Origin of the sequence: Oceanispirochaeta sp. M1 (assembly GCF_003346715.1) — a bacterium.
In the GTDB taxonomy this organism is placed as follows: Bacteria; Spirochaetota; Spirochaetia; order DSM-2461; family DSM-2461; genus Oceanispirochaeta.
Genome location: NZ_QQPQ01000004.1, coordinates 140734 through 161820, shown reverse-complemented (window position 1 = coordinate 161820; position 21087 = coordinate 140734). Strand labels below are relative to the sequence as shown.

At 46.2% G+C, this 21087-nt stretch carries 19 protein-coding genes; 12 read left to right on the top strand and 7 right to left on the bottom strand.

Going from position 1 to position 21087, the window contains the following annotated elements; all coding sequences use genetic code 11:
* The first annotated feature begins 27 nt into the window (after positions 1 to 27).
* Entirely contained in the window at positions 28 to 3438 is a 3411-nt protein-coding gene (locus DV872_RS03975; RefSeq protein WP_114628552.1) for a DEAD/DEAH box helicase, read from the top strand.
* A 6-nt stretch (positions 3439 to 3444) separates the two neighbouring features.
* Here the strand turns inward: DV872_RS03975 and DV872_RS03970 are convergent, their stop codons facing one another.
* Positions 3445 to 6255, bottom strand: a complete 2811-nt coding sequence (locus tag DV872_RS03970) for a hypothetical protein (protein ID WP_114628551.1) — start codon at positions 6253 to 6255, stop codon at positions 3445 to 3447.
* Positions 6256 to 6526: 271 nt separating this feature from the next.
* Here DV872_RS03970 and DV872_RS03965 point away from each other — a divergent pair, with 271 nt between their 5' ends.
* The 3 genes from DV872_RS03965 to DV872_RS03955 all read left to right on the top strand — a co-directional run bounded on the left by DV872_RS03965 (position 6527) and on the right by DV872_RS03955 (position 8661).
* On the top strand, positions 6527 to 7192 hold the full coding sequence (locus tag DV872_RS03965; RefSeq protein ID WP_114628550.1) for a TIGR00266 family protein: 666 nt from the start codon (positions 6527 to 6529) through the stop codon (positions 7190 to 7192).
* A 74-nt stretch (positions 7193 to 7266) separates the two neighbouring features.
* Positions 7267 to 7962: a TIGR00266 family protein gene (locus DV872_RS03960; protein WP_114628549.1), complete on the top strand. Its 696-nt coding sequence runs from the start codon at positions 7267 to 7269 to the stop codon at positions 7960 to 7962.
* 3 nt (positions 7963 to 7965) lie between these two features.
* Positions 7966 to 8661: a TIGR00266 family protein gene (locus DV872_RS03955; RefSeq protein WP_114628548.1), complete on the top strand. Its 696-nt coding sequence runs from the start codon at positions 7966 to 7968 to the stop codon at positions 8659 to 8661.
* A gap of 49 nt (positions 8662 to 8710) precedes the next feature.
* Here the strand turns inward: DV872_RS03955 and DV872_RS03950 are convergent, their stop codons facing one another.
* From DV872_RS03950 to DV872_RS03925, 6 genes are all read right to left on the bottom strand, one after another.
* Entirely contained in the window at positions 8711 to 9451 is a 741-nt protein-coding gene (locus DV872_RS03950; protein WP_114628547.1) for a lipopolysaccharide assembly protein LapB, read from the bottom strand.
* Between the two features lie 112 nt (positions 9452 to 9563).
* Positions 9564 to 10394, bottom strand: coding sequence for a carbohydrate ABC transporter permease (locus DV872_RS03945; RefSeq protein WP_114628546.1), 831 nt, complete (start codon positions 10392 to 10394; stop codon positions 9564 to 9566).
* A complete protein-coding gene (locus tag DV872_RS03940; protein WP_114628545.1) occupies positions 10391 to 11314 on the bottom strand; it encodes a carbohydrate ABC transporter permease in 924 nt (307 codons plus the stop codon). Before DV872_RS03940 ends, DV872_RS03945 begins: the two co-directional genes overlap by 4 nt.
* Before the next feature lie 129 nt (positions 11315 to 11443).
* Positions 11444 to 12706: an ABC transporter substrate-binding protein gene (locus DV872_RS03935; RefSeq protein ID WP_114628544.1), complete on the bottom strand. Its 1263-nt coding sequence runs from the start codon at positions 12704 to 12706 to the stop codon at positions 11444 to 11446.
* Positions 12707 to 12826: 120 nt separating this feature from the next.
* Positions 12827 to 13471 (bottom strand): response regulator transcription factor, encoded by a 645-nt coding sequence (locus DV872_RS03930; RefSeq protein WP_114628543.1) that lies wholly within the window; start codon positions 13469 to 13471, stop codon positions 12827 to 12829.
* A complete protein-coding gene (locus tag DV872_RS03925) occupies positions 13464 to 14711 on the bottom strand; it encodes a sensor histidine kinase (protein WP_114628542.1) in 1248 nt (415 codons plus the stop codon). Before DV872_RS03925 ends, DV872_RS03930 begins: the two co-directional genes overlap by 8 nt.
* Positions 14712 to 14907: 196 nt before the next feature.
* Between DV872_RS03925 and DV872_RS03920 the strand changes: the two genes are divergently transcribed.
* From DV872_RS03920 to DV872_RS03885, 8 genes are all read left to right on the top strand, one after another.
* Positions 14908 to 15732 (top strand): hypothetical protein, encoded by an 825-nt coding sequence (locus DV872_RS03920; protein WP_114628541.1) that lies wholly within the window; start codon positions 14908 to 14910, stop codon positions 15730 to 15732.
* A gap of 375 nt (positions 15733 to 16107) precedes the next feature.
* On the top strand, positions 16108 to 16605 hold the full coding sequence (locus DV872_RS03915; protein WP_114628540.1) for a Na+/H+ antiporter subunit E: 498 nt from the start codon (positions 16108 to 16110) through the stop codon (positions 16603 to 16605).
* Entirely contained in the window at positions 16598 to 16858 is a 261-nt protein-coding gene (locus DV872_RS03910; RefSeq protein ID WP_114628539.1) for a monovalent cation/H+ antiporter complex subunit F, read from the top strand. Before DV872_RS03915 ends, DV872_RS03910 begins: the two co-directional genes overlap by 8 nt.
* A complete protein-coding gene (mnhG, locus tag DV872_RS03905) occupies positions 16858 to 17193 on the top strand; it encodes a monovalent cation/H(+) antiporter subunit G (protein WP_114628538.1) in 336 nt (111 codons plus the stop codon). Before DV872_RS03910 ends, mnhG begins: the two co-directional genes overlap by 1 nt.
* Positions 17190 to 17444, top strand: a complete 255-nt coding sequence (locus DV872_RS03900; protein ID WP_114628537.1) for a hydrogenase subunit MbhD domain-containing protein — start codon at positions 17190 to 17192, stop codon at positions 17442 to 17444. The genes mnhG and DV872_RS03900 overlap by 4 nt, the downstream gene beginning before the upstream one ends.
* On the top strand, positions 17437 to 18123 hold the full coding sequence (locus tag DV872_RS03895; protein WP_199563422.1) for a Na(+)/H(+) antiporter subunit B: 687 nt from the start codon (positions 17437 to 17439) through the stop codon (positions 18121 to 18123). Before DV872_RS03900 ends, DV872_RS03895 begins: the two co-directional genes overlap by 8 nt.
* On the top strand, positions 18120 to 18479 hold the full coding sequence (locus DV872_RS03890) for a sodium:proton antiporter (protein ID WP_114628536.1): 360 nt from the start codon (positions 18120 to 18122) through the stop codon (positions 18477 to 18479). The genes DV872_RS03895 and DV872_RS03890 overlap by 4 nt, the downstream gene beginning before the upstream one ends.
* Complete coding sequence (locus DV872_RS03885; RefSeq protein WP_114628535.1) at positions 18473 to 21061, top strand: proton-conducting transporter membrane subunit; 2589 nt, start codon at positions 18473 to 18475, stop codon at positions 21059 to 21061. The genes DV872_RS03890 and DV872_RS03885 overlap by 7 nt, the downstream gene beginning before the upstream one ends.
* Positions 21062 to 21087: the final 26 nt, after the last annotated feature.

The following is a 21087-nucleotide window of genomic DNA, read 5'->3' as shown; positions in this document are numbered from 1 at the left end:
CCTTTTTATGAATATTAGAGGATTTTCTTGAAAATATTGTCTCCCGATTTTGCTGAACAATTTAATCCGGCCCTCCTCCCCGAAGCCAGGGGACTGAAGCGGGAAAACCGGGTATATAATCTCAAGGCCGAGGCCTATCGTCTCAGGGTATTTGTCCTGGGAGATCAGCCTATGCCCTTTGAGACTGAGCTTCATCATCGGGAAGATACGCTGTTCTGGAGCTGTGAATGCAGCAGCACCGAACCCTGTGTTCATCTGGCTGCACTGATTCTCAAGGCAGGGGATGAGAAATTCCCGGAGGACCACTGGTTTCATGAACTTCCTGTACTGGAAAAGGAGAGCAGTTTTTCTTCTCCCGATCCTCAGGATTCTCTCCAGGGAGATCTCTTTTCATTCAGCTCGGAACCTTCCGGGCTGAGGGAAGCCCCAAAAAGAAGCAGGAGCAGAGCTCCGGTTCCTCCCGAGGCAGCCGGTATTGATGATTCAGCATCACTTACTACTTCACCGTCAGCCCGGGGGGGCATCCGGGCAGCTGTCTCTGATGCCGCAGCTGTGTCGGCAAGTGATGATATTCCCCTTTTTCAGGGACTCTCGGATGATGAGTTTCATATTCAGACAGAGGCGCCCCGGTATGATCTTGTTTTTACTCTGGCCGGGAACGGTGAGACAGGTATCCGGGTCCGTCCGGCACTGCTTCGTCTACGGGAAGGACTTAGAAGCGGGGCAATCCTCCGTTATAAGGTCTCCCGGCCTATCTCTCCCCTCAGCAATGTACAACAGGATCTTCTGGATAAACTCTGCGGCTCAGATGAGAGTGGTGAAGGGGGATCTATGCCCCTTGAAGAGTGTCTGCATGAGGTACTTGCTCAGGATGAACTCTTTACCAGCGGCAGGACTCCCATCACCGTTCATAAGGCCGCAAGCCTGGAGACGGGATTCCATTTTAAAGAACTGCTTCATGACGACCGGCCTCTCTACAGCCCTGAGTACAGATTTGTAGATGAGACAGGTGAAATCCTTCATCGGGAACTGAAACGTTCTTCCATTGTTTTGAGGAACAAAAGGGTTTTCTGTCTGGACGAGGATAGTGGAAACCTCGCGTTTCTTCCGGAAGACTCAAATACATCCTTTTTTGTGAACCTCCTTCTTTCCAAGAGCCAGGGGTTTCTCCCTGCGGATATACAGGGAATTCTCCGTCTGACAGAGAAGATGAGCCATCATTCTCTGCATCTGGATGAAAACTATTCCCCTGTTTCAGTCAGAAAATCATCTCCGGGACCTGTTCTTAAACTCAGAAGCCGGCAGGATAAGACAGAAACCTTTTTCTTTTTCCGCTACGGACATCAGGATGTTCCCTATCAGTCAGCTCTGACCTGGATTCCACCGGATCTTTCATCTCTTAAGTCAGGATTAAATTCGGCAGAGGCTCCCGTGATTGTGATCTTAAAAAGAGACAAGGATCGGGAATCTGAACTTGTGAAGAAAATAGTTGAGGCAATCAGTGATCATCTTAACTTTGAAAAAGGCTATTACGCGGGACTTCTTATCGGCAATACAGAGGGGGATCTCCGCCTGGATCTATCACTGGAAGAGTTTTTGGCCTATTACAGCAAAAGACTCAACGCCCTGGGGGTGGAACTTCAGCTGGAGGATAGAAAGATCAGCAGTGCTGCTTCGGTCTCCTTCAATGTAGGGAACACCACTGACTGGCTGGAAGTTGATGCCATGGTGGAAGACCCGGACACAGAAGAGCTGAAAAAACTCTTTTTTGATGACCATTACCAGACCCTTGGACTCATCAGCACAGGTGACAGTTATGTCAAACTCAGCGAGAGTGATCTCCGGCAGCTTGAGTATTTAAGACGTCAGGGGATGAATGATGAAGGCCGCCTGGAAACTTCTGTCCGGAATTTCTCTGTTATTGATCATATCTATGAACAGATTGCCCAGAGGGATGAATCCCCGGCAGACGATATTCTGGAACAGGCCCGAGCAATACGTGAGGCTTCTCATGAGGAGAGTTTTGATCAGCCCGAGGGGCTGAATGCAACCCTGCGTCCCTATCAGAAAGCCGGATTCAACTGGCTTTTGAGACTCCATCAGACAGACTGTCATGGCTGTCTGGCCGATGATATGGGTTTGGGGAAAACACTGCAGACCCTGAGTCTGCTGCAGCATCTCAAGACTACAGGGGAGCTGAAGACCAGCCTGCTGGTGGCTCCGGTTGTCACACTGGCTAACTGGGAAAACGAGATTACAAAGTTTACCCCCGGACTTAAAAGCTATCGTCACGGGGGGAGCGACAGAATCTCCGAGGCCCTGCATTTTAAAGAATATGATCTGATTATTGTCAGTTATCACACCCTGAGAAATGATGTGGATCTTTTTCTTGAATTTGATTTTGACTACATCATTCTGGATGAGGCCCACTATATAAAGAATGCGGGGTCCAGGATTTTTAAGGCTGTCCGCTCTCTTAAAAGCAGTCACCGCCTGTCGCTGACAGGTACTCCTCTTGAGAATAACTCCATGGAACTCTGGTCCCAGTTCAGTTTTCTCAATCCGGGACTTCTGGGGAGCAGCAAAGAGTTTTTCAACCGTTTTGCCCAGCCCATTGAGAAGAAGAAAGATAAAGAGGCCCTCGGTATTCTCAGGGATACTGTCTCTCCCTTTATGCTGCGGCGAAAGAAAGAAGATGTTCTGAAGGATCTGCCTCCTAAGGAAATCATCATCCATTACAGCGAGATGATCCCCGCTCAGGCGGAGCTCTACAATAAATACAGGGATTTTTACAGAGCCCGGGTCAAGGGACTGCTTGATGATAAGGGACTGGCCGGATCTTCTGTAGAGATTTTTCAGTTTCTCCTTAAACTCAGACAGCTGGCCATTTATCCGCCTATGACCGGTGATGCAGATGCCGCCCTGGTGAGCTCCTGTAAGATGGAAGCCCTCAAGGATCTTCTGGATGAGGTTCTTACGGAAGATCATAAAATCCTGATCTTCTCCCAGTTTCTCGGGACACTCAATGCCATGGCCGATTTCTGTCGGGATCAGCATTGGGATTACTCAATGATTACCGGGAAGACCACCGACCGCTCCGAGGAGATTCGCCGTTTTCAGGAAGATGAGGATGTCAGAATATTCCTTCTCAGTCTTAAAGCCGGGGGCGTGGGTATCAACCTGACTGCCGCCGACTATGTCGTCCTCTTTGATCCCTGGTGGAATCCCGCCGCAGAGCGTCAGGCTATTGACCGGGCCCACCGTATGGGGCAGACCCGTAAGGTTATCTCCTACAAGATGATTGTCAGGGATACCATCGAAGAGAAAATCCTCAGAATGCAGGAAGAAAAAACCGCCCTGATGGACGGTATATTGAGCGATGACTCTTCTGTTTTCACAAGTATGAAAGAAGACGAGGTTTTGAGGCTCTTCGAGTAAGCTTTATTACTCTTCCAGCTCTTTAACTTTGAATCTATCCTTATACCTGTTATACAGGCTGTTGGTTCCCAGCATCATCAGACCAACTCCCAGAAAGACAAGCCCTTTAAGAAGTACCGTACTTTCGGACAGATCGATAAAGATAAGACGGATAACGCAAAGGAGCAGTCCTCCCTGGGATAGTATCCGGAAATGGGATTCTCCCAGAAACAGACTGGCCGAAAAGATAAAGAAACATTCCAGGGCCAAAAGCAGTGTCAGATAGCTGGAATCAAAACTCTCATACACAAAGAACGCAGTCACAAGGGCCAGGGAATAGAGAAGCAGACCGTGTTTGTATTTTTCCAGAGAGGGAAGGGCTGTGCTGCGAAAATCTTCTTTTCTGAAAAAGAGCAGCAGGGCTCCCAGGAGTGTCAGCAGGCTCAGGACTGCAGCTAATCGACTTACTTCCGGTCTATTCAGAAGACTCAGACTCACACCCGTAAGACTCAGCATATAGTACAGCAAACTGTAGAGCGGCATACGAGGGGCTGTTTTTCCTGCCAGTCTGTAGAGCAGAATGGAGAGTGTTACTCCACTCAGAGCAAAGGGTACCCAGGGGCCATCCACTTCTATTGCGATAAGAACTGCCGTTATCAGGAGTCCCAGATCAAGAGAATATTCCAAAATGCCTTTGAACAGTGGATGTAATTTTTCTTCAGCAGGTCGTCTCCACAGGAAGAATACCAGAAGAAGAGCCAGGTCAGAAAAATAGCGGAGTTTCCAGAATCCCCAGTTTTCTGAATAGTTAATATGCACCATAAAGTGACGGATCAGGAAGCTCAGAAGAAAGAGGATCGCCATAGATCTGAATCGCTGGGGGAGACCCGGCAGTCTAATGAGAAGAAGAACCCCGCCCAGCCAGAAAAAACCGGGTAGAAGGGGAGACACAGGATTAAAAAGTAAAAATGTTGTGATCATGAGGGTCAGGACGGCCATAATAAGAGCGCAAATGCTGATAAGCCTTGAGACCTTCTCCTCCCAGAAAAAACTCAATCCAATGCTTAGAACAAGGGATAGGATAACGGCGAGCTCCTGTACTCCAAGGGATTCCGCAGAGAGGAGAGTGTCTGCGGCCATAAGAGAGAACAGAACCAGGTAAGTCAATACTCCTGTCCCCAGTCCTCTGCTTTCTGACTGCCGGTAGGCGGTCAGTATGATGATCGACAGACCCGCAGCGTAAAGGTACTGATACGTTCCCCAGTCAGGAGGAAGCAGTATCAGGGCGGCACTCCCTGCCAATCCGGCAAGAAATCCTGTGATGGAAAATTCTCTCTTAAGTCTCCATGGGAAATCCTCACTCAGCCAGATCCTGTCCTCCCTTTTCCATAGCATTCTGTGATGAAGGAGGGCGGTCACAGCCAGAGCCGTAACATAAATGAGACTGTTCAATCCCTCTGTTTTCAGACAGAGAAAAAGCAGAATCCCCGCAGCCAGGAGGTAGGACCAGAGGGCAAAGCGGTAGAGTTCCCTGCGTTTTTGCCGGATTATAATCTGGAGAAACAGCAGTAATTCCACATACAGGAATCCGCTGATCATAATGGAGGGGACATCCCATCCCTTAAGGCTTACAAGTCCGGCGCAGAGTAAGATCTGCCCCATGACAACACTGCTGCTCCGCAGCCAGGGAATTGCTTTTCTGGCTGCCCGGTGAGAGAGGCTTAATGCCAGAAGACTTCCGGCAAACAGGACAATACTTCTTTCCGGTTTATCTCCGATATAAAGATACATCCCCACCGAGAAATAGAGCCAGTTGATCAGGTGTGTGAGAAATGGAAATACCTGGAACCGGGGGCTGGCATAACTTTTACGATAATGTACAAAGGTTGAGACCAGGAAAATCAGAGAGAGGGCAGCCGCTCCCTGCAGGCGAAGGGCATCAAACTGAGGTCCCCAGAGGCTGTACATCCAGTACATGTGATAAGCGAAAAATCCGCTGAGGACCAGTAGAAGATGGAGTTCCCAACGATTTTTATAACAGTGAATCAAGGCATAGAGAGTGATGACCACGGCCATAAGGAGGGATACAAAACCCGGCGGCAGCACAGAGAGGGCCAGAAGACTCAACAGACAGTGAAATGAGGCAAACTCCTCTTTTCTTCCCAGAGAGGAGAGGGCCAGGTTCACGGCAATTCCCAGAATCAGCAGTCCCAGGGATTGTATGGGATTATGAATCCACTGAAGGCCGGGTATTCCCGCAGATCCGAGGCAGGCAAACAGGAATATGGCGGCACTGATACTCCGCATCCACAGGGCCTGACGCTGCCATTTCTCTCTGTCTTTTAAAAGATAATAAAGAACTCCCGGCAGGGCCGCGAGGAGGAGCAGAAGAAGAAACCGGACAAACTCGTCAAACTTGAGGGCCGCGTAGATACTTAAGAAACCGGCTCCCAGAACCATAATCACAGAGCCTACAATACCGCTCCAGTTTTCCAGAAACTGTTTTTCAAGGCGCTGAAGAATGGGATATACTTTTTTCTCTTTTTTTCTCTCTCTGGTTTTTCGAAGGGGTTTTACTTCCTGAACAGCTGAGGTCTCATCGAAAGTCTCTGTTACATCAGAAATCCCGGTGTTCATATGCACAGGCGCTATATCTGACTTAAATAGTTCCCCTGTATCCTCTGATGCTGAATTCAAACCGGATTCAAGGTTTGAGACCCTCTTCTGCAGATCAGCATTGAGTTCTTCAATGGATCTGATCCGTTTCCTCAAAAACAATACAGCAATGAGAGGTGAGAAGAATATCCCCAAGCCCAGTATTACAGCTAATCCTTCCATTCTCACTCCTTAAAATCTATTCTCTTTCAGAAACTCTTAATTTAAAGCACATTACACAGGAAAATGCCAGAAAAAGACAGAAAAAGCGGCAGTCCTCCTGTCTCCTTGCAATATATTATAGATTTTCCGGAAGTAATTTTATTAAATCTAAACATGTATTCCTTTTTATTTTGCCTTATACTGCATATATAAATGTAACTTTAGGCCCTTAGGGCTGATTAAATAATCGCCGGAACCGTAAATCGGTTCCGGTAGCAAAAGGAGACAGCTCATGAAAACAGTCGTAGAGGGTAATCCCTCTTTCAGTCATGTGCATATTGATCTGGAACCGGGTGAATCAGTAACAGCAGAAAGTGGGGCTATGCAGTCCATGTCTGCCGAACTGGAGATGAAAGCCCGGAGTAATGGCGGATTCTTTTCCGGCCTGGTAAAAAAATGGTTCGGCGGTGAGTCGTTCTTTGTCAATGAATTCTCAAACGGCGGCAGCAGACCCATGCGGGTGACAATTTCCCAGAATGTTCCAGGTGAGATCAGGGAATTGAAATTGTCAGGAGATCAGGAGATCTGTCTCCAGAAAGGTTCCTGGCTGGCTTCGGCGGGTGATGTGCAGTTCAAAACCGTATGGGCAGGATTTGTATCCTGGTTTTCCGGTGAAGGACTGATCAAACTGAAAGCCTCCGGAAACGGAACCCTCTGGTTCGGAGCCTATGGCGGTATTATCGAACGCCAGGTAAAGGGTGAACTGAAAGTAGATGACGGTCACCTTGTGGCCTACGATCCTTCTCTTAAATTGAAAGTGGCTCTGGCCGGAGGATTGATTGCCAGTATTACAAGCGGTGAAGGTTTTGTCTCCAAAGTAGTCGGAGACGGGACGGTTTATATACAGACCCGCAGTCTTAAGGGATTGGCTTCATGGCTCAACCCCAAGTTCCGCTGACCCTTAGGCCTTAGTGGGAAATCACCAAGGTTCTGAATGAACCCTGGTAGGAAAAGAAAACAATGGAGAAGTTAATGAATATAGAAATTCTGAAACGTCCTTCCAACTCTGCTGCCAAGGTCAGCCTTGCTGCCGGTCAGAGTATGACAGCGGAAGGAGGAGCCATGATCGCCATGTCCGGCGATATGCATATAGAGACAAAGGTCAATAAGAATGAAGGCGGAGCAAAAGGCTTTCTTAAAGGAATGGCAAGAATGCTGGGCGGGGAAGGTCTCTTCATGAACCATTACACCGCAGGTTCAAATGGAGGAGATGTATTTCTCTCTGCCACATTACCGGGAGATATGGCTGTTCTTGAACTCGATGGAAGCAGAAGCATCAAAGTGCAGAACGGTTCCTTTGTAGCTCATGGTCCTGATGTGAATATGAATATTAAATGGGAAGGATTCAAGAATGTCTTTTCCGGAGAAAATATGATCTGGCTGGAGATGTCTGGTAAGGGAAAGGTCATTATTAATGCCTTCGGTATGATCTATCCCGTAGAAGTGGATGGTGAATACATTGTTGATACCGGTAATATTGCTGCTTTTGACGACAGTCTTGAGTTTAAGATCAGCAAGGCCGGAGGAAGCTGGATATCATCCATTCTTGGTGGAGAAGGTCTTGTCTGCCGTTTTAAAGGAAAGGGGACAGTCTGGTGCCAGACTCATGCGGATCAGACATTCGGAAGCTCACTTTCTCCCTTTCTGATTTCAAAGAAGGAGGATTAAATAATGGGATACGATATGGAAAAAACTGAATACCCCTACACACTTGAATCCCAGCCTGCCTACGGCATGCTGAATGTAAAGATCCCCAGTGGCAAAACTCTTAAAGTGGAAGCTTCTGCCATGGCCTGGATGGATACGTCCCTGACCATGAAAGCAAAAATGAAAGGCGGTCTGAAACGGCTTGTTTCGGGTGAAAACCTGTTTATTTCCGAGTTTACAGCTTCATCCGGGGATGCCGAGATGGGGATTGCCCCCGGTTCTCCCGGTGAAATCGGACATGTCTACCTGGAGGATGCGACTGTATTTATACAGAACTCAGCCTATCTGGCCTCATCCCCCGATCTGGAGGTCTCTGCTGAATTCCAGGGCTTTAAAGGATTTTTCTCGGGTGAGAAGCTGTTTATGGTCAAGTGCAGTGGTACTGGAGACCTCTGGTTCAATACATACGGCGGTCTGATCGAGATAGATGTGGAATCCGACTATGTGGTGGATACCGGATATATTGTCGGTTTTACAGAAGGCCTCAGCTATGATGTTCGTCCTGTGGCAGGGCTGAAGAGTACTTTCTTTTCCGGTGAAGGACTTGTCTGCCGTTTCAGCGGTTCCGGGAAGGTCTGGATTCAGACCCGTCTGGCCACAGCCTTTGTCAACTGGGCAGACCCCTTCAGGGCCGTGGAAAAAAAGGATGATAAAGACTGACTCATCTCCCGGGACCCTGTGTCCCGGGATTATCAGCTTGTAAGTAAATTCAGACTTTTAGTTTATTCAGCTGTTCTTCCACCTGTTCCCTGCTCAGGGTACTCAGGTAGGAGAACTTTTTAGTCAGAGCGGTATTCAGATAGGATACCGCTTTTTCTTTGTCATTTTTCTTCTCGGCCACAAGGGCAGCATTATACCAGGCATCAGGGAAGCTGGGATCTTTCTCCATCAGTTTTGCATAAAGTTTCTCCGCTTTGTCCCAATCATTAAGTTTTATGTAACAGAGTCCCAGATTATCCTGAATTACCGCAGATTCTCCATCATAGGCCTCGGCTTCAAGATTTATTTCCAGTGCGCGCTCCAGGTTCCCCTGTTCAATCAGAAAAAATCCGAAGTTGCTGTAGAAAGAACTTGTTCTGTAGTTTTCTGTCAGAAGTGCTTCAAGCTCTTCCACTGCTTCATCCAATCTGTCGCTTTTCCAGTGAATCAATGCGTTGTAGGATCGAGCGTGCTGAGCGTTGAACTTGGCTCCGGGATTATGAATCAGGTAGGTGAATATGCGCTCTGCATCATCTATAAAACCCTCTTTCAGGAGGAGGTATCCCACTGTCAGCTGATGCTTGTTGGAGAGCCCTTCTTCAACTGATTTTTTAAGCATGGTCACAGCTTTTTCTGTGTTGCCGGCCCCATAAACTTTGAGTGCCTTGAAATACAGGAGCAAACTCCGGAAGCGGAATCCTAGATAGATCAGCAGCATTACCGGAACCAAAATCAGGATAAAAATATTCATGGGAACCTCCGTCTATAAGACTTCTGAATAATAGCGGAGGGTGGGCAGCCTGACAAGAGATAAAACCCCCGCCTGGTGATACGGACGGGGGTAAAATAAGGAACCTGGTATCTCAGCCTTTTACGGCCCCTGCAGACAATCCCTTTACAAAGTAATTGGAGAGTAACAGGTATATGATTATTACCGGTATGCTCGCCAGTGACAGTACGGCAAATACAAGGTTCAGTTTGGTATCAAACTGACCGAAAAGCTGTCCTGTCGCCAAGGGAATTGTATAATTCTCTCTCGACTTGATCAGTACAAGAGGAAACCAGAATTCATTCCAGTTGGGAATAAAGCTGATAATCCCGGCAGCCGCCAGTCCCGGTTTGATCAGGGGGGATATGATTCTGGCGAAGATCCCCGGTTCGGAGCAGCCGTCAATTCTTGCTGCACTGCTCAGTTCATCAGGAACCATTTTGATGTAGTCGTAAAGAACAAATACACTTAAGGGTATGGCCATGGCAATATAGACAATGATCAATGCCCAGAGGGTATCAAAGATCTTCAGGTTGAGCATGGTGATCATTATATCGATAGTACCCAGCTTGATGGGTACCACAAGACCAATTACAAAATATACATAGATTGCTCTGTTGTATTTGAACTTGTATTTGGAGATGGCATAGGCCGCCAGAGCGGACATTGTAACTGCTGCTGATAAAGACAGAACCGTTACCCCGATACTGTTCAGGAAATATTTTCCATAATTTGATATTACAAAAAGATTTACATAAGCATCAATGTTGAAGCTTGTAGGGAGACCGAATGGATTCTTGAATATCTGAGCATTTGTCTTGAATGAGGTCATAAACATCACAAAGAGGGGGATAATAATACTCAGAGAGTAGATAAACATGGTCAGGTAAAGGCCGCTGCGGGCTACTGCACGTTTTACTTTCATTTTTCCAGTTCCTCCTTCTTTTTCGTAAAGAAGGTAAGGAATACTCCTACTCCTATAGTAACGATGATAAACATCATGGTGGCTACCGTTGCACCCATACCGGTTCCCCAGCCGCCCCGCTCAGGTGAGGAGAATGCGGTTCTGTAAAATAGAGAACCGAAGAGGTCTGTACTGTAGTTGGGATCACCTCTTGTGCCTGTCATGGCAAAGATGATGTCAAACTGGGTAAAGTCACCGATAAAAATCAGAATTGTCACAATTCCCACAATGGGTAGAACAGAAGGAAGGATTATATGGTAGATTTCCTGCCAGATATTGGCTCCGTCTATCTGGGCGGCCTCTATGATTGAATCACTGATACCGTCTATACCCGAGGTATAAAACAGTACGGACTCTCCAAAGAACTGCCAGCTGACGGCGATGGCGACAACATAGATTGCCGACCTGGGATCTCCGAGCCAGGGAATAATCAGTTGTTCCAATCCGATCATTTCAATAAATTTATCAAATACTCCATAGTAGGGGTTAAGTATCAGTTTAAAGATATATCCGACAACCAGGACGGATAGTGTTGTAGGTAGAAAGCTCAGTTTTCTGATAAAACCGGAACCTTTGAAGGTTCTGGAAATCAGGACTGCCATAAAGAATCCGAGAACATTCTGTACTACAGTAACAATAATAAAGAATTGGATGTTATTTTGGAATGCATTCCAGAATTTTACGTAATAGCGCTCTTCTGTGAAGAGGCGGATATAATTATCGAGACCGACAAACTCATTTGGGATTAGTCCCTCTCCCGTGTAGAGACTGTATTTCATAGAGTTTAAGATAGGCAGCAGCATAAATACTGTGTAGACGATAAATGCCGGGAATATAAACAGAAACAGAAATTTTGCATGTTTCCTTCGTGCCTCTAGCATAAAACTCCTCCTTGCTTTTTAAAACAGCTCTCTGTCTCCAGAGAGCTGTTATTTGGGTAACTACCAGGGCAGGTAACACCGGCCTGGTGGTTTTTCAGCTTAGGCCGAAAGGCCTAAGGTTAAGAGGGATCAGTAATACCAGGACAGTCCGTCATCAACATATTTTGCTGCTTGAGCGGGTGTCAGTTCATCGGCATACATTTTCTGAACGGCTTCTCCAAGAAGTTGGTTTCCACTGGGAGCCTGAGCTGACAGTTTTTCCCATACAGTTCTTACTGTAGGAACAGAATCTGCTACGTAGCTCTGCATCTGTTTGGCCAGATCGTTGGACAGTGTATAGCTGCCGGGTGTGTAACTGAAGAATCCGGGGAGCTCATCCATCATAAGCTGAGCGTAAGCAGGAGATGCTACCCATTTCATATAGGTTTTAGCTTCTTCTGGATATTTTGAGTTTTTATTCATACCGATACCGGCATCAACATGGAAGCAGTACTGAAGAGTATCGCCTTTTTTAGCAACAGGAGGTGCAAAGTAACCTACATCTTCCAGACCGCCGAGATCTTCGAAAATACCGATTTCCCAGCTTCCACCCATGAACATTGCTGCATTTCCTGTTCCGAAAATCTGCTGCATTGTTACATAGTCAATACCTTCAAATCTTTCGGGAAAGTAGGGCTGCAGATCTTCCATTCTTTCGAATGCTTCTACGAAGTTAGCATCAGTCATTCTGGCATCTTTAGCTATAAGTGCCTGTCTGGCTTCTTCACCACCGTAGAAGTTGGCACCGAGACCGGAATACATTACTTCATAAAGCATCCAGTTGTCTTTGGTTCCCTGGGCAAATACAGTTTCTCCACCGTCTTTCAGTGTCTCACAGGCTGCCATGAAGTCATCCCATGTTTCAGGAACAGATATACCGTATTTTTTAAAGATACTCTTTCTGTAGTAAACACCGTGAACAACACCTACGGAGGGAACAGCATAGCTTTTTCCGTCTGTAGCCCAGGCAGCTATTGCAGCTGATGGGAAACCGGAGAGTCCGGGGATTACACTGTTAAGTTCCTGAAGAGAACCTGTCTGATAGATCTGGTATCCTGAGTCATAGGAGCGCAGGAAAATAATATCAGCACCAACGCCGGCAGCCAGTGACTGTTGGAGCTGTGCATCGTATTCAGTATCTTTTACAGGCTGAAAATCAACTTCGATATTGGGATATTCTTTTGTGAATGCATCATTGATGCGATTCATTCTCTCGATATCCTCAGTTCTCCAGCTGGTGAAAACCAGCTTAACCTTGTCACTTCCACCGTCTGCTGCTTCCTGAGAGCCGCTGGCAAAAGCGAGGCCTGCTGTCATCGCAACAAGCAGGACCGCCAATAGTAATTTTTTCATAAAATCTCCTTAGAATGACTGGATTTTAGTAGTCATAGCTTATTGTAGGGGCACAATTGAAAAGGAGACAAGGTACTCAAGTACCGATATCGGTACCGTTTGATCAGTACAATACTATACCTAAAGGTGATTTTTGGAAATTCTGATTACTTTAAGGCGGTCATGGGTCCCCAGCTTATTGTAGATAAGGCTCACATGGTTTTTTACCGTCTGTTCAGCAATAAAAAGTTCGCTGGCAATCTCCTGATTGGTAAGACCGCTGGAAATCAGCTTTAAAACCTGTTTTTCCCTTTTACTCAGTTCATCGAACCACTCAGGCTTATCATGGATTATTGTATGTTTTGCAGAGTCCTGTGCCATATGTTTTATGATGGTTGGAGATACAAGAACAAGACCGTTCATGGCGGCTTCGATGGATGATATCAGTTTCTCCGGTTGAGTATTTTTCAGAAGGTAGCCGTCGGCTCCGTTATTCAGGGCGTTGTAAATATATTCATCATCATCAAAAGTAGTGAGCATTATAATTTTGATTTCAGGAAATTTCTTCTTGATGATTCCAACAGCCTCAACACCATTCATCTCGGGCATCCTGATGTCCATCAGTATCAGATCCGGTTTATGGATTTCAGCCATTTTAACGGCTTCCTTGCCGTTGGCCGCCAGTTCCAGTACCTTTATATTTTCGCTGCGGGTTTCCAGGACGGTTTTCAGACTTTCTGCAAATAGGGTCTGATCGTCTACAATAATCAGTTTTGTTTTATTCATTAATACTCCATGGAATTGTTGCTCTGATGGAAAATCCCATCGATGTATTTTCATAGGACAGGCTGCCTGACACTTCGCTGAGGCGTTCAGTCATACCTTTTAAACCGATTCCCTGCTCAATATCAAGGCTCCCTTTTCCGTCATCTTCTACATTTATTTTTATATGAGATTCTTCCCGCCAGAACTGGATTTCAATTTTCTTGGCATCTCCGTGTGTCAGGGCATTGGTCATGGCTTCCTGAAGGAAGCGGTAGATAATATGATCTACTCTTTTGTTCAGTTTCCAGGGAAGATTTCCAAATTCCACTCTTACATTGACCCCTGTGGACTCCATAAATATACCGGTAAGATTGCGGATTGATTCAATGCTGTTTTTTTCTTTGATTTTGGTATTTCTCAGAACCCTCAGGGACTGGCGTATCTCTTCGTGTCCATTTTTAGTAATTCCAAGAGCCTGGTGCAGAAGCTCCTCCAACTTTACAGGATTACTTTTAACCAGATCTGTACTGGCTTCCAGCATCATCAGCAGATTGGTCATGGTGTAGCCGACAGTATCATGAATTTCTCTGGTCAGCTTGAGTCTTTCATTCATCATACTTTTTTCTTCTGCCATATTGGCATATTTCTGAAGTTCGCTGTTAGAAGTAGAGAGCTTTTGTATTATTTTCTTCTGATAGCCAAGATTCTCCCGATCTTTCAGAAGATGGTTATGAGCACTTTTTATAATGATGCTCAAACTGGAGAACATAAGAGAGAGAATCATAAGTGAGAGTTTCATATCCAGACTTCTCTCTTCCATCTGAATCCCCCAGAAGACTTCATTGTGATTTGTGAAGACTACCGAGAAGATAACGGCTGCTGTGAGAGCAAGGATTTCAGCAGTGCTTAGAAGGAGAATAGCCTCCAGCATCATGATTATAATAAGAAAAAATTCAAACCAGATATCCTCACTGAAGGGTTTGGTCATTATATATTTACAGCCAAGCTGCAGGATAAATATCAATGAGATAACAATTCCTCTTGAGCTGCTCTCTTCCAGAGGAATAAAAAAAATGCCCACAGAGAGAAGAAAATTGAATATCAGGAGGATCGGAAACTGACTGCTCCAGGAGGAGGGCAGCCCGAAGCTGCTGCTGTTCAGGATAAAAAGGAGGGTTATTGCAACATTACACAGAATAATCATTGGAAAAATTGTCCACTTCTGTGCCCTTCTGTTGAAAAAAATCATGCTGCTTTTCATAGGAGTATTTAATACCGGATGGGGGGATAAGTCAAATATACATATTAATACAGCCTAACTATTGGCTTTCAAAAATAAATGAGATATATTAATAATAAACATAGAACTATTCATGATACCGCTTCTACCAGTAAGCAGTTGTGTCGGTTTTCATCAGTTCTATTATCAGATTATCTTATTGAAATGGGGTGGGTTTATGAAATTTTTAAAGTCATTATTACTAATTTTGTCAGCGTTTTTTATTCTGTTTGCATTTGTGTCATGTGAGGAAGAAGCGGCTGCAGCAGCCGGAGGAGGATTGACCGATTCAGAACGTAGTCAGGTATTAGGAACAGCTACAACTGCTATGTCAACAGCTGTGTCCGAGGCGATGTCTTCAATCTCCTATGGTGGTGCTTTACTGCAAAGTAATCCTGAAGATCTTTCGAGAGGAATCGAAAGAACTACTTATGATATTAACTATACGGGAAATGGTTTTAGTGTTACAGGAACTTTTTCCACCTCTTATCAGCTAACCATCACTTTCAATAACTATAGCTCTAGTGGAGTCACTATAAACGGAAGCTGTTCATACTCCGGATCTGCTGGAGGAATTTCAAGTACTGCCTCATTTACTATCAAATACGATGGTTATACATACAGTTTCCGCTGGACCCTGAATATGGATAGTTCCGGAAATTTCACAGGTTCTTATACTATCGATGGTGAGTCCTATAATTATAATGACAGTAGCAGTGATGACAGCAGTGATGACAGTGGAGCAACACAGTTCTGTTTTTATATTACAAGCGAATTGGGACATGGTTATATATACGTTTATTTGAATGGCAGTTCTGTTGGAACTATAACAAAGTATTTTGAAGGAGGTCAGCCGCCTGCTGGTACTGCCGGTACTGTAACAGTTCAGAAAAGTCCAGGTTCCTATACTTTCACTGCTAGTAGTCAGGATGGAACTACCTGGGGACCTAATACATATACATTGCAGGAAGGGCAGACATTTTTCCTTGAGTTAACAAATTAATTACTGATACAATATAAAAATAGCCCGGCACCCATGCCGGGCTATTTGTTTTTTAGAGATATTTGAATATCTCCTTTCCCTGCCTTAGAATATATCCTAGAAGATTACGACAGTTTTTCCTTTACGCCAATTAATAGTCATCGTATAATATTTTATAGATATAAAAATCATCATATAGGTTTGTTTGAATATCTGTTTTTTTTAATGAATCACTTTTTTAACCGGGGTGATTCATTTTTGTTTCTTTGGGTCCCGTATCCTCAGCGAATAAAATACCGGTGCTATTACATAGTTCCGGTAGTGTAAAGGCCCTTAGGCCTTGGCTAATAATCACCAGAGCTATGTTATAGCTCTGGTAGTGTAAAGGAGTCTTCTATGAAAACCTTCAAGGCCAGGATTGTTCTAGTCCTGATGCTGGGGGCGGTCTGGTTTCTGCTTACCTATCCTTTCAATACACAGGAAGGACTGGCTGGCGGAGCTATTCTGCTTCTTATTGTCCTGATGCCTCTCCCCGGTGGAGACCTGCTTGGTGACCTTAAATGGAGTCCCAAAGCTCTTATGGCACTTATTCTTTATTTCTTTTATTTTCTGGGGGCCCTGATCAAGTCCAACCTGGATGTTGCCTTAAGGGTTCTGCACCCGAAACTCCCCATCCGTCCCGGGATAGTCAAAGTAAAGACAAAACTTAAGACTCCTCTCGGCCGTCTGATGCTGGCTAATTCCATTACTTTGACCCCCGGGACTATTACGGTGGATACGAAGGGTGAGGATTTCTACATCCACTGGATCGCCGTTGAAGAGGGAGACTGTGAGGAAAAAACAAAGAAAATCGTTTCCGGTTTTGAAAAGTATCTGGAGGTGATCTGTGGCTGATTTATTATTTCAGATAGCAGCAGGTATCGCCGTACTGGCCATGGTTATATCCTTTATAAGGATGCTCATCGGTCCGGATTCAGTGAGCCGCACCGTAGCTTTGGACGGAATGACCATTATTTCCCTATCAATAATTGTCTGGCTGGCCTTCTGGTCGGGACGGGGTATTTATATTGATGTAGCCCTGGTTTACGGGCTGATCAGTTTTACGGGTGTAGTCGCACTGGCCCGTTACCTGGAAAGGGGGCTCTGATGCTGGAAATTATAGGTGGAATTATAGCCCTGGTGGGCAGTCTTTTTCTTCTTCTGGCATCTATCGGAATTATCCGTATGCCCGATGCATTTAACAGGATGCAGACAGGAACCAAGGCGACAACCCTGGGTAGTCTGCTCTTTATGACAGGTATTGCCATGGCCCGACCCGAGTGGTCAGGGAAAATGGTCCTGCTCATGGTTTTTATACTTTTTTCCAATCCTCTTTCATCCCATGCTCTTGCACGGGCAGCTCACAAGTTCGGAATACCCCTTGGGGAAAAAGCTGTGTGTGATCATTTGAAGGATGATCAAATAGAGGAGGATGATTCATGATTACCATTCTGATGATTGTTCTGGGAGTAATGATGATTGCCGGAGCTCTTCTGGCTGTTTATATGAAAAATCTGACGGCTGCTGTTATTGCCAGCGGTTCTGTCAGCCTGATTGCTTCTTTAATTTACCTTATTATGGCTGCTCCCGATGTAGCCATGACAGAAGCTGCCATCGGTTCGGGTCTTACTACTGTTGTATTTCTTTATGCCCTCAGCCGTATGAGAGGAAAGAAGGAGGAACCCCGTGATTAGCCGCTGGATTGCTTTTATAGCTCTGGTGCTGACAGCACTGGTCCTTCTTCCTTTTGTGAGCATGCCTGTGAGTGATGAACTGACTGATGTTGCCGCATATTACCTTGAAAATGGTCCGGAAGAGCTGGGTGCCGCCAATATTGTCACCTCAATTATCGTGACCTATCGAGGTCTGGATACATTGGGTGAGGTAGCCGTACTCTTTTTTGCCACAACAGGAGTAGGGATACTCCTGAGTAAAATGGGCCGCCGTGAAGACGAGATCCGCCCCGCATCTGAAATACTCAGCAGCGGTGCTTCTCTGCTCTATCCACTTCTGCTCCTATTCGGTGCGTATATCTTCGTACATGGTCATCTGACTCCGGGTGGTGGTTTTCAGGGTGGTGTCGTCATCGCCACCGGATTCCTCCTGCTCCTTCTGTCTCAAAGAGTCAAGAAGGTTAATCATGTGGTCATGAACCTGCTGGAATCTCTATCGGGTTTCGCCTATGTACTTATCGGGAGTGCCGGGATCTTCCTGGCAGGCGGTTTTCTGGATAACCGGATACTCCCTCTGGGTGAGTTCAGAACACTTTTCAGTGCCGGTGCCATTCCTCTTATTTATATTCTTGTGGGATTGAAAGTAGGAACCGAGCTTTCGGCTATTCTTGAAAATATGAAAGGGAGGGACCCGGAATGAGTCTTAATCTTATTGCCACAGTCGTTGGTTTTACCCTGCTTCTTGTAGGACTTTGGGGAATCCTGACCCGTAGAAATATTATAAAGATGGTCATCGGATTTTCCATCATGGATACGGGAATCCATCTGGTCATTGTCTCTCTGGGATATATAAAAGGGCGTACGGCTCCCATTCTGGATGGAGATGTGACCGGAGCTCCCGAGCTCACAATGGTTGACCCCGTGCCTTCGGCTCTTGTTCTGACAGCCATCGTTATCGGTCTGGCTGTAACTGCTTTGATGCTCAGTTATTCGGTGCGTCTCTACAAAGCTGCCGGAACCGCCCAGGTTCAGGATCTCAAGGAGTTAAAATGGTAAGCCCTGTTTTTCTTATAATAACGGCACTGGGGACTGCCTTTCTGCTTCCCCTGTTTGACAGGATCAGCCGGAAACTGAGTCAGGGGATATTCCTTCTGGCTCTGGCCTTTATGGCCTATATTGCGGGCTCATCCTTTGCTGCCGCCCTTAACGGTGCCCCCGCAGATATTTTCACGGCAGGTTTCAAGCCACCTGTCTCCATCAACCTCAGAATGGGTGTGGAAGAGAGCTTTGCAGTTCTTTCAGTTCTGACCGCCGCTCTTCTGGGTGCGATTCACCTGGGTTCTTTCTGGAAAAAAGACGGCCCGGGAGGCATGATGGCCTATCTGGCTCTGGCTCTGGGAGTGAGCGGGATCATTATGACCCGTGACCTTTTCAACCTCTTTGTGTTTCTGGAAATAACATCAATAGCCACCTATGGTCTCATTGCCCTGAAGGGAGATAAAAGAGCTCTGGAAGCCGGTTTCAAATATCTTATGGCCGGTGGATTGTCATCTATCTTTTTTCTCCTGGGAACTGTTTACATCTACAGACTTACGGGAACCCTGTCCCTGGACTGGATACTCCGTGACCCTGCAATGATTCAGAGCGTTTTCTCAAGCGGAGTAGGGATGGCGGCGCTGTTCTTTCTGACAGCTGCTCTCCTGATTGAACTTAAACCATTTCCCGCCAACGGCTGGGCTTTGGATGTTTATCAGGCCGCTCCCGAGGGAATTGCCGGAGTCATCGCATCGGCCAATGCGGGTGCCATGATCTTCGCTCTTATGAAGATCATGCCTCTGATGCCCATACCCCTGCTCAAGGTTCTTACGGGTATCGGATTTCTGACATTTTTCTTTGGAAACCTTATCGGTCTGAAACAGGATTCTGTAACCCGTATGCTTGGATTTTCCTCAACTGCTCAGATCGGTTTGTTGACAGGAGCATTGGGAATCATGTTTATTATGGGCGTACAACCCTTGAGTTTCCTTATTATTGCAGGTGGTATTTTTGTAAATCATCTCCTTGCAAAGGCCGGACTCTTCTGGATCGCCGGTCGCATTAAAGCCTCCGACAGAGAGGGCTGGAGAGGTAAAATGAGCGGAGCCTTTCCGGCGACAGTTATGGGCATCCTTGTACTTGCCTTAGCCGGATTACCCCCCTTTCCCGGATTTTGGGCTAAATGGGAACTGATCCGTCTCCTTCTGGGGACAGGACAGGTTCTCTGGACTGTTCTTATTCTACTGGGATCTTTATTTGAAGTAATTTATCTCTCACGCTGGTTTATCCTGTCGGTTCGCTCTGAGGAGAGTGGAGAACAGCCAGGCATGCCCTGCCGGGATGGAATTATTCCTGCAGGCCTCCTGATTGCCGCCGGACTCATCGCCGGGCGTGCTCTTGGAGGTCTGGAAATTCCACTTATTATGGTTCTTGGAGCGGGAGCGCTCCTCTTTGTGCTGGACTTCCTCCCGGGTAAACTAAAGGCCCTTATTTCTATGGGTCTTTTGGGATATTTCGGCTGGACTTATTACACAGCACTCAGCGGTTTGAATCTATTTTTCTTTGCTCTATTCATGATAGGCGGCCTGGTTTTCCTCTTTGCCTCAATGTACAGCAAAGAGAAACGGCCCGGAAATTATCCCCTTATGGTTATGTCCATTCTATCTCTGGGAGCCTTGACTCTGGTACAGAGCAACCTGGCTTTCTTTACAGCCTGGGAACTAATGGCAGTCTCCTCCTGGCTGCTTCTGCAGAGGGGTAAAGATTCAGAAGATGCCTCCCTGATTTACATCATGTTCTCCATGGGCGGGGCTTATGTGCTGATGACAGGTTTATTCCTGATGTCTTCAGATTTCATGCAGCTGGCCTGGATCATGATTGCCGTTGGTATGCTTGTTAAAACCGGCGCCCTTGGTGTACACCTCTGGTTGCCCGGAGCTTATGCGGAGTCGGAAGACGACGTATCGGGATTTCTCGCATCGGTGCTCAGCAAGGCTGGAATCTTCGGACTTATCCTTTTTGCTGTAAAAATCTTCCCTGTTGCACAGCTGGGACTCAGTTCCTCTGTAATAGGATGGATCGGTGCCCTCACAGCTGTGATTGCGGCTCTTATCGCCGTTTTCCAGGAAGATATTAAATATACATTGGCCTGGTCTTCAATGAGTCAGCTGGGCTATGTCATTCTGGCATTCTCCCTGATGAATCATGCAGGTTGGACAACAGTACTGTATCTGACTTTGAATCATACAATCTTCAAGGCACTGATCTTCCTGGCCGTTGCCGGTGTGATTATGAGGGCCGGTACAAGACAGATGTATCAGATGGGTGGGCTGATCAGCAGAATGCCTCTGAGTTTTCTTTCCGTGCTTATGGGTATAATCGCCGTTTCCGGCGTGCCTCCTCTATCCGGGTTCGGTGGAAAATGGCTGCTTTATACATCTCTCATTGAAGCCGGAAAATATCTTGAAGCGGGAATGGCCTTTTTTGCCAGTACCCTTGCCTTTCTTTACCTTTTCCGTCTGATTCATACGATCTTTCTTGGGCAGATTAAAGCTCATCATCGGGAAATAAAGGAAGCACCTCCATGGCTGATCATACCTTAGCTGCTGTTGATGGGGCTTTTAATGGC

Bases quoted from the DNA above. Each gene is read 5' to 3' on its own strand.
- DV872_RS03930 (WP_114628543.1), bottom strand. From the start codon at position 13,471: ATGAATAAAACAAAACTGATTATTGTAGACGATCAGACCCTATTTGCA.
- DV872_RS03970 (WP_114628551.1), bottom strand. From the start codon at position 6,255: ATGGAAGGATTAGCTGTAATACTGGGCTTGGGGATATTCTTCTCACCT.
- DV872_RS03885 (WP_114628535.1), top strand. From the start codon at position 18,473: ATGGTAAGCCCTGTTTTTCTTATAATAACGGCACTGGGGACTGCCTTT.
- DV872_RS03950 (WP_114628547.1), bottom strand. From the start codon at position 9,451: ATGAATATTTTTATCCTGATTTTGGTTCCGGTAATGCTGCTGATCTAT.
- DV872_RS03900 (WP_114628537.1), top strand. From the start codon at position 17,190: ATGATTACCATTCTGATGATTGTTCTGGGAGTAATGATGATTGCCGGA.
- DV872_RS03935 (WP_114628544.1), bottom strand. From the start codon at position 12,706: ATGAAAAAATTACTATTGGCGGTCCTGCTTGTTGCGATGACAGCAGGC.
- DV872_RS03955 (WP_114628548.1), top strand. From the start codon at position 7,966: ATGGGATACGATATGGAAAAAACTGAATACCCCTACACACTTGAATCC.
- mnhG (WP_114628538.1), top strand. From the start codon at position 16,858: ATGCTGGAAATTATAGGTGGAATTATAGCCCTGGTGGGCAGTCTTTTT.
- DV872_RS03940 (WP_114628545.1), bottom strand. From the start codon at position 11,314: ATGCTAGAGGCACGAAGGAAACATGCAAAATTTCTGTTTCTGTTTATA.
- DV872_RS03920 (WP_114628541.1), top strand. From the start codon at position 14,908: ATGAAATTTTTAAAGTCATTATTACTAATTTTGTCAGCGTTTTTTATT.
- DV872_RS03965 (WP_114628550.1), top strand. From the start codon at position 6,527: ATGAAAACAGTCGTAGAGGGTAATCCCTCTTTCAGTCATGTGCATATT.
- DV872_RS03945 (WP_114628546.1), bottom strand. From the start codon at position 10,394: ATGAAAGTAAAACGTGCAGTAGCCCGCAGCGGCCTTTACCTGACCATG.
- DV872_RS03890 (WP_114628536.1), top strand. From the start codon at position 18,120: ATGAGTCTTAATCTTATTGCCACAGTCGTTGGTTTTACCCTGCTTCTT.
- DV872_RS03915 (WP_114628540.1), top strand. From the start codon at position 16,108: ATGAAAACCTTCAAGGCCAGGATTGTTCTAGTCCTGATGCTGGGGGCG.
- DV872_RS03960 (WP_114628549.1), top strand. From the start codon at position 7,267: ATGAATATAGAAATTCTGAAACGTCCTTCCAACTCTGCTGCCAAGGTC.
- DV872_RS03925 (WP_114628542.1), bottom strand. From the start codon at position 14,711: ATGAAAAGCAGCATGATTTTTTTCAACAGAAGGGCACAGAAGTGGACA.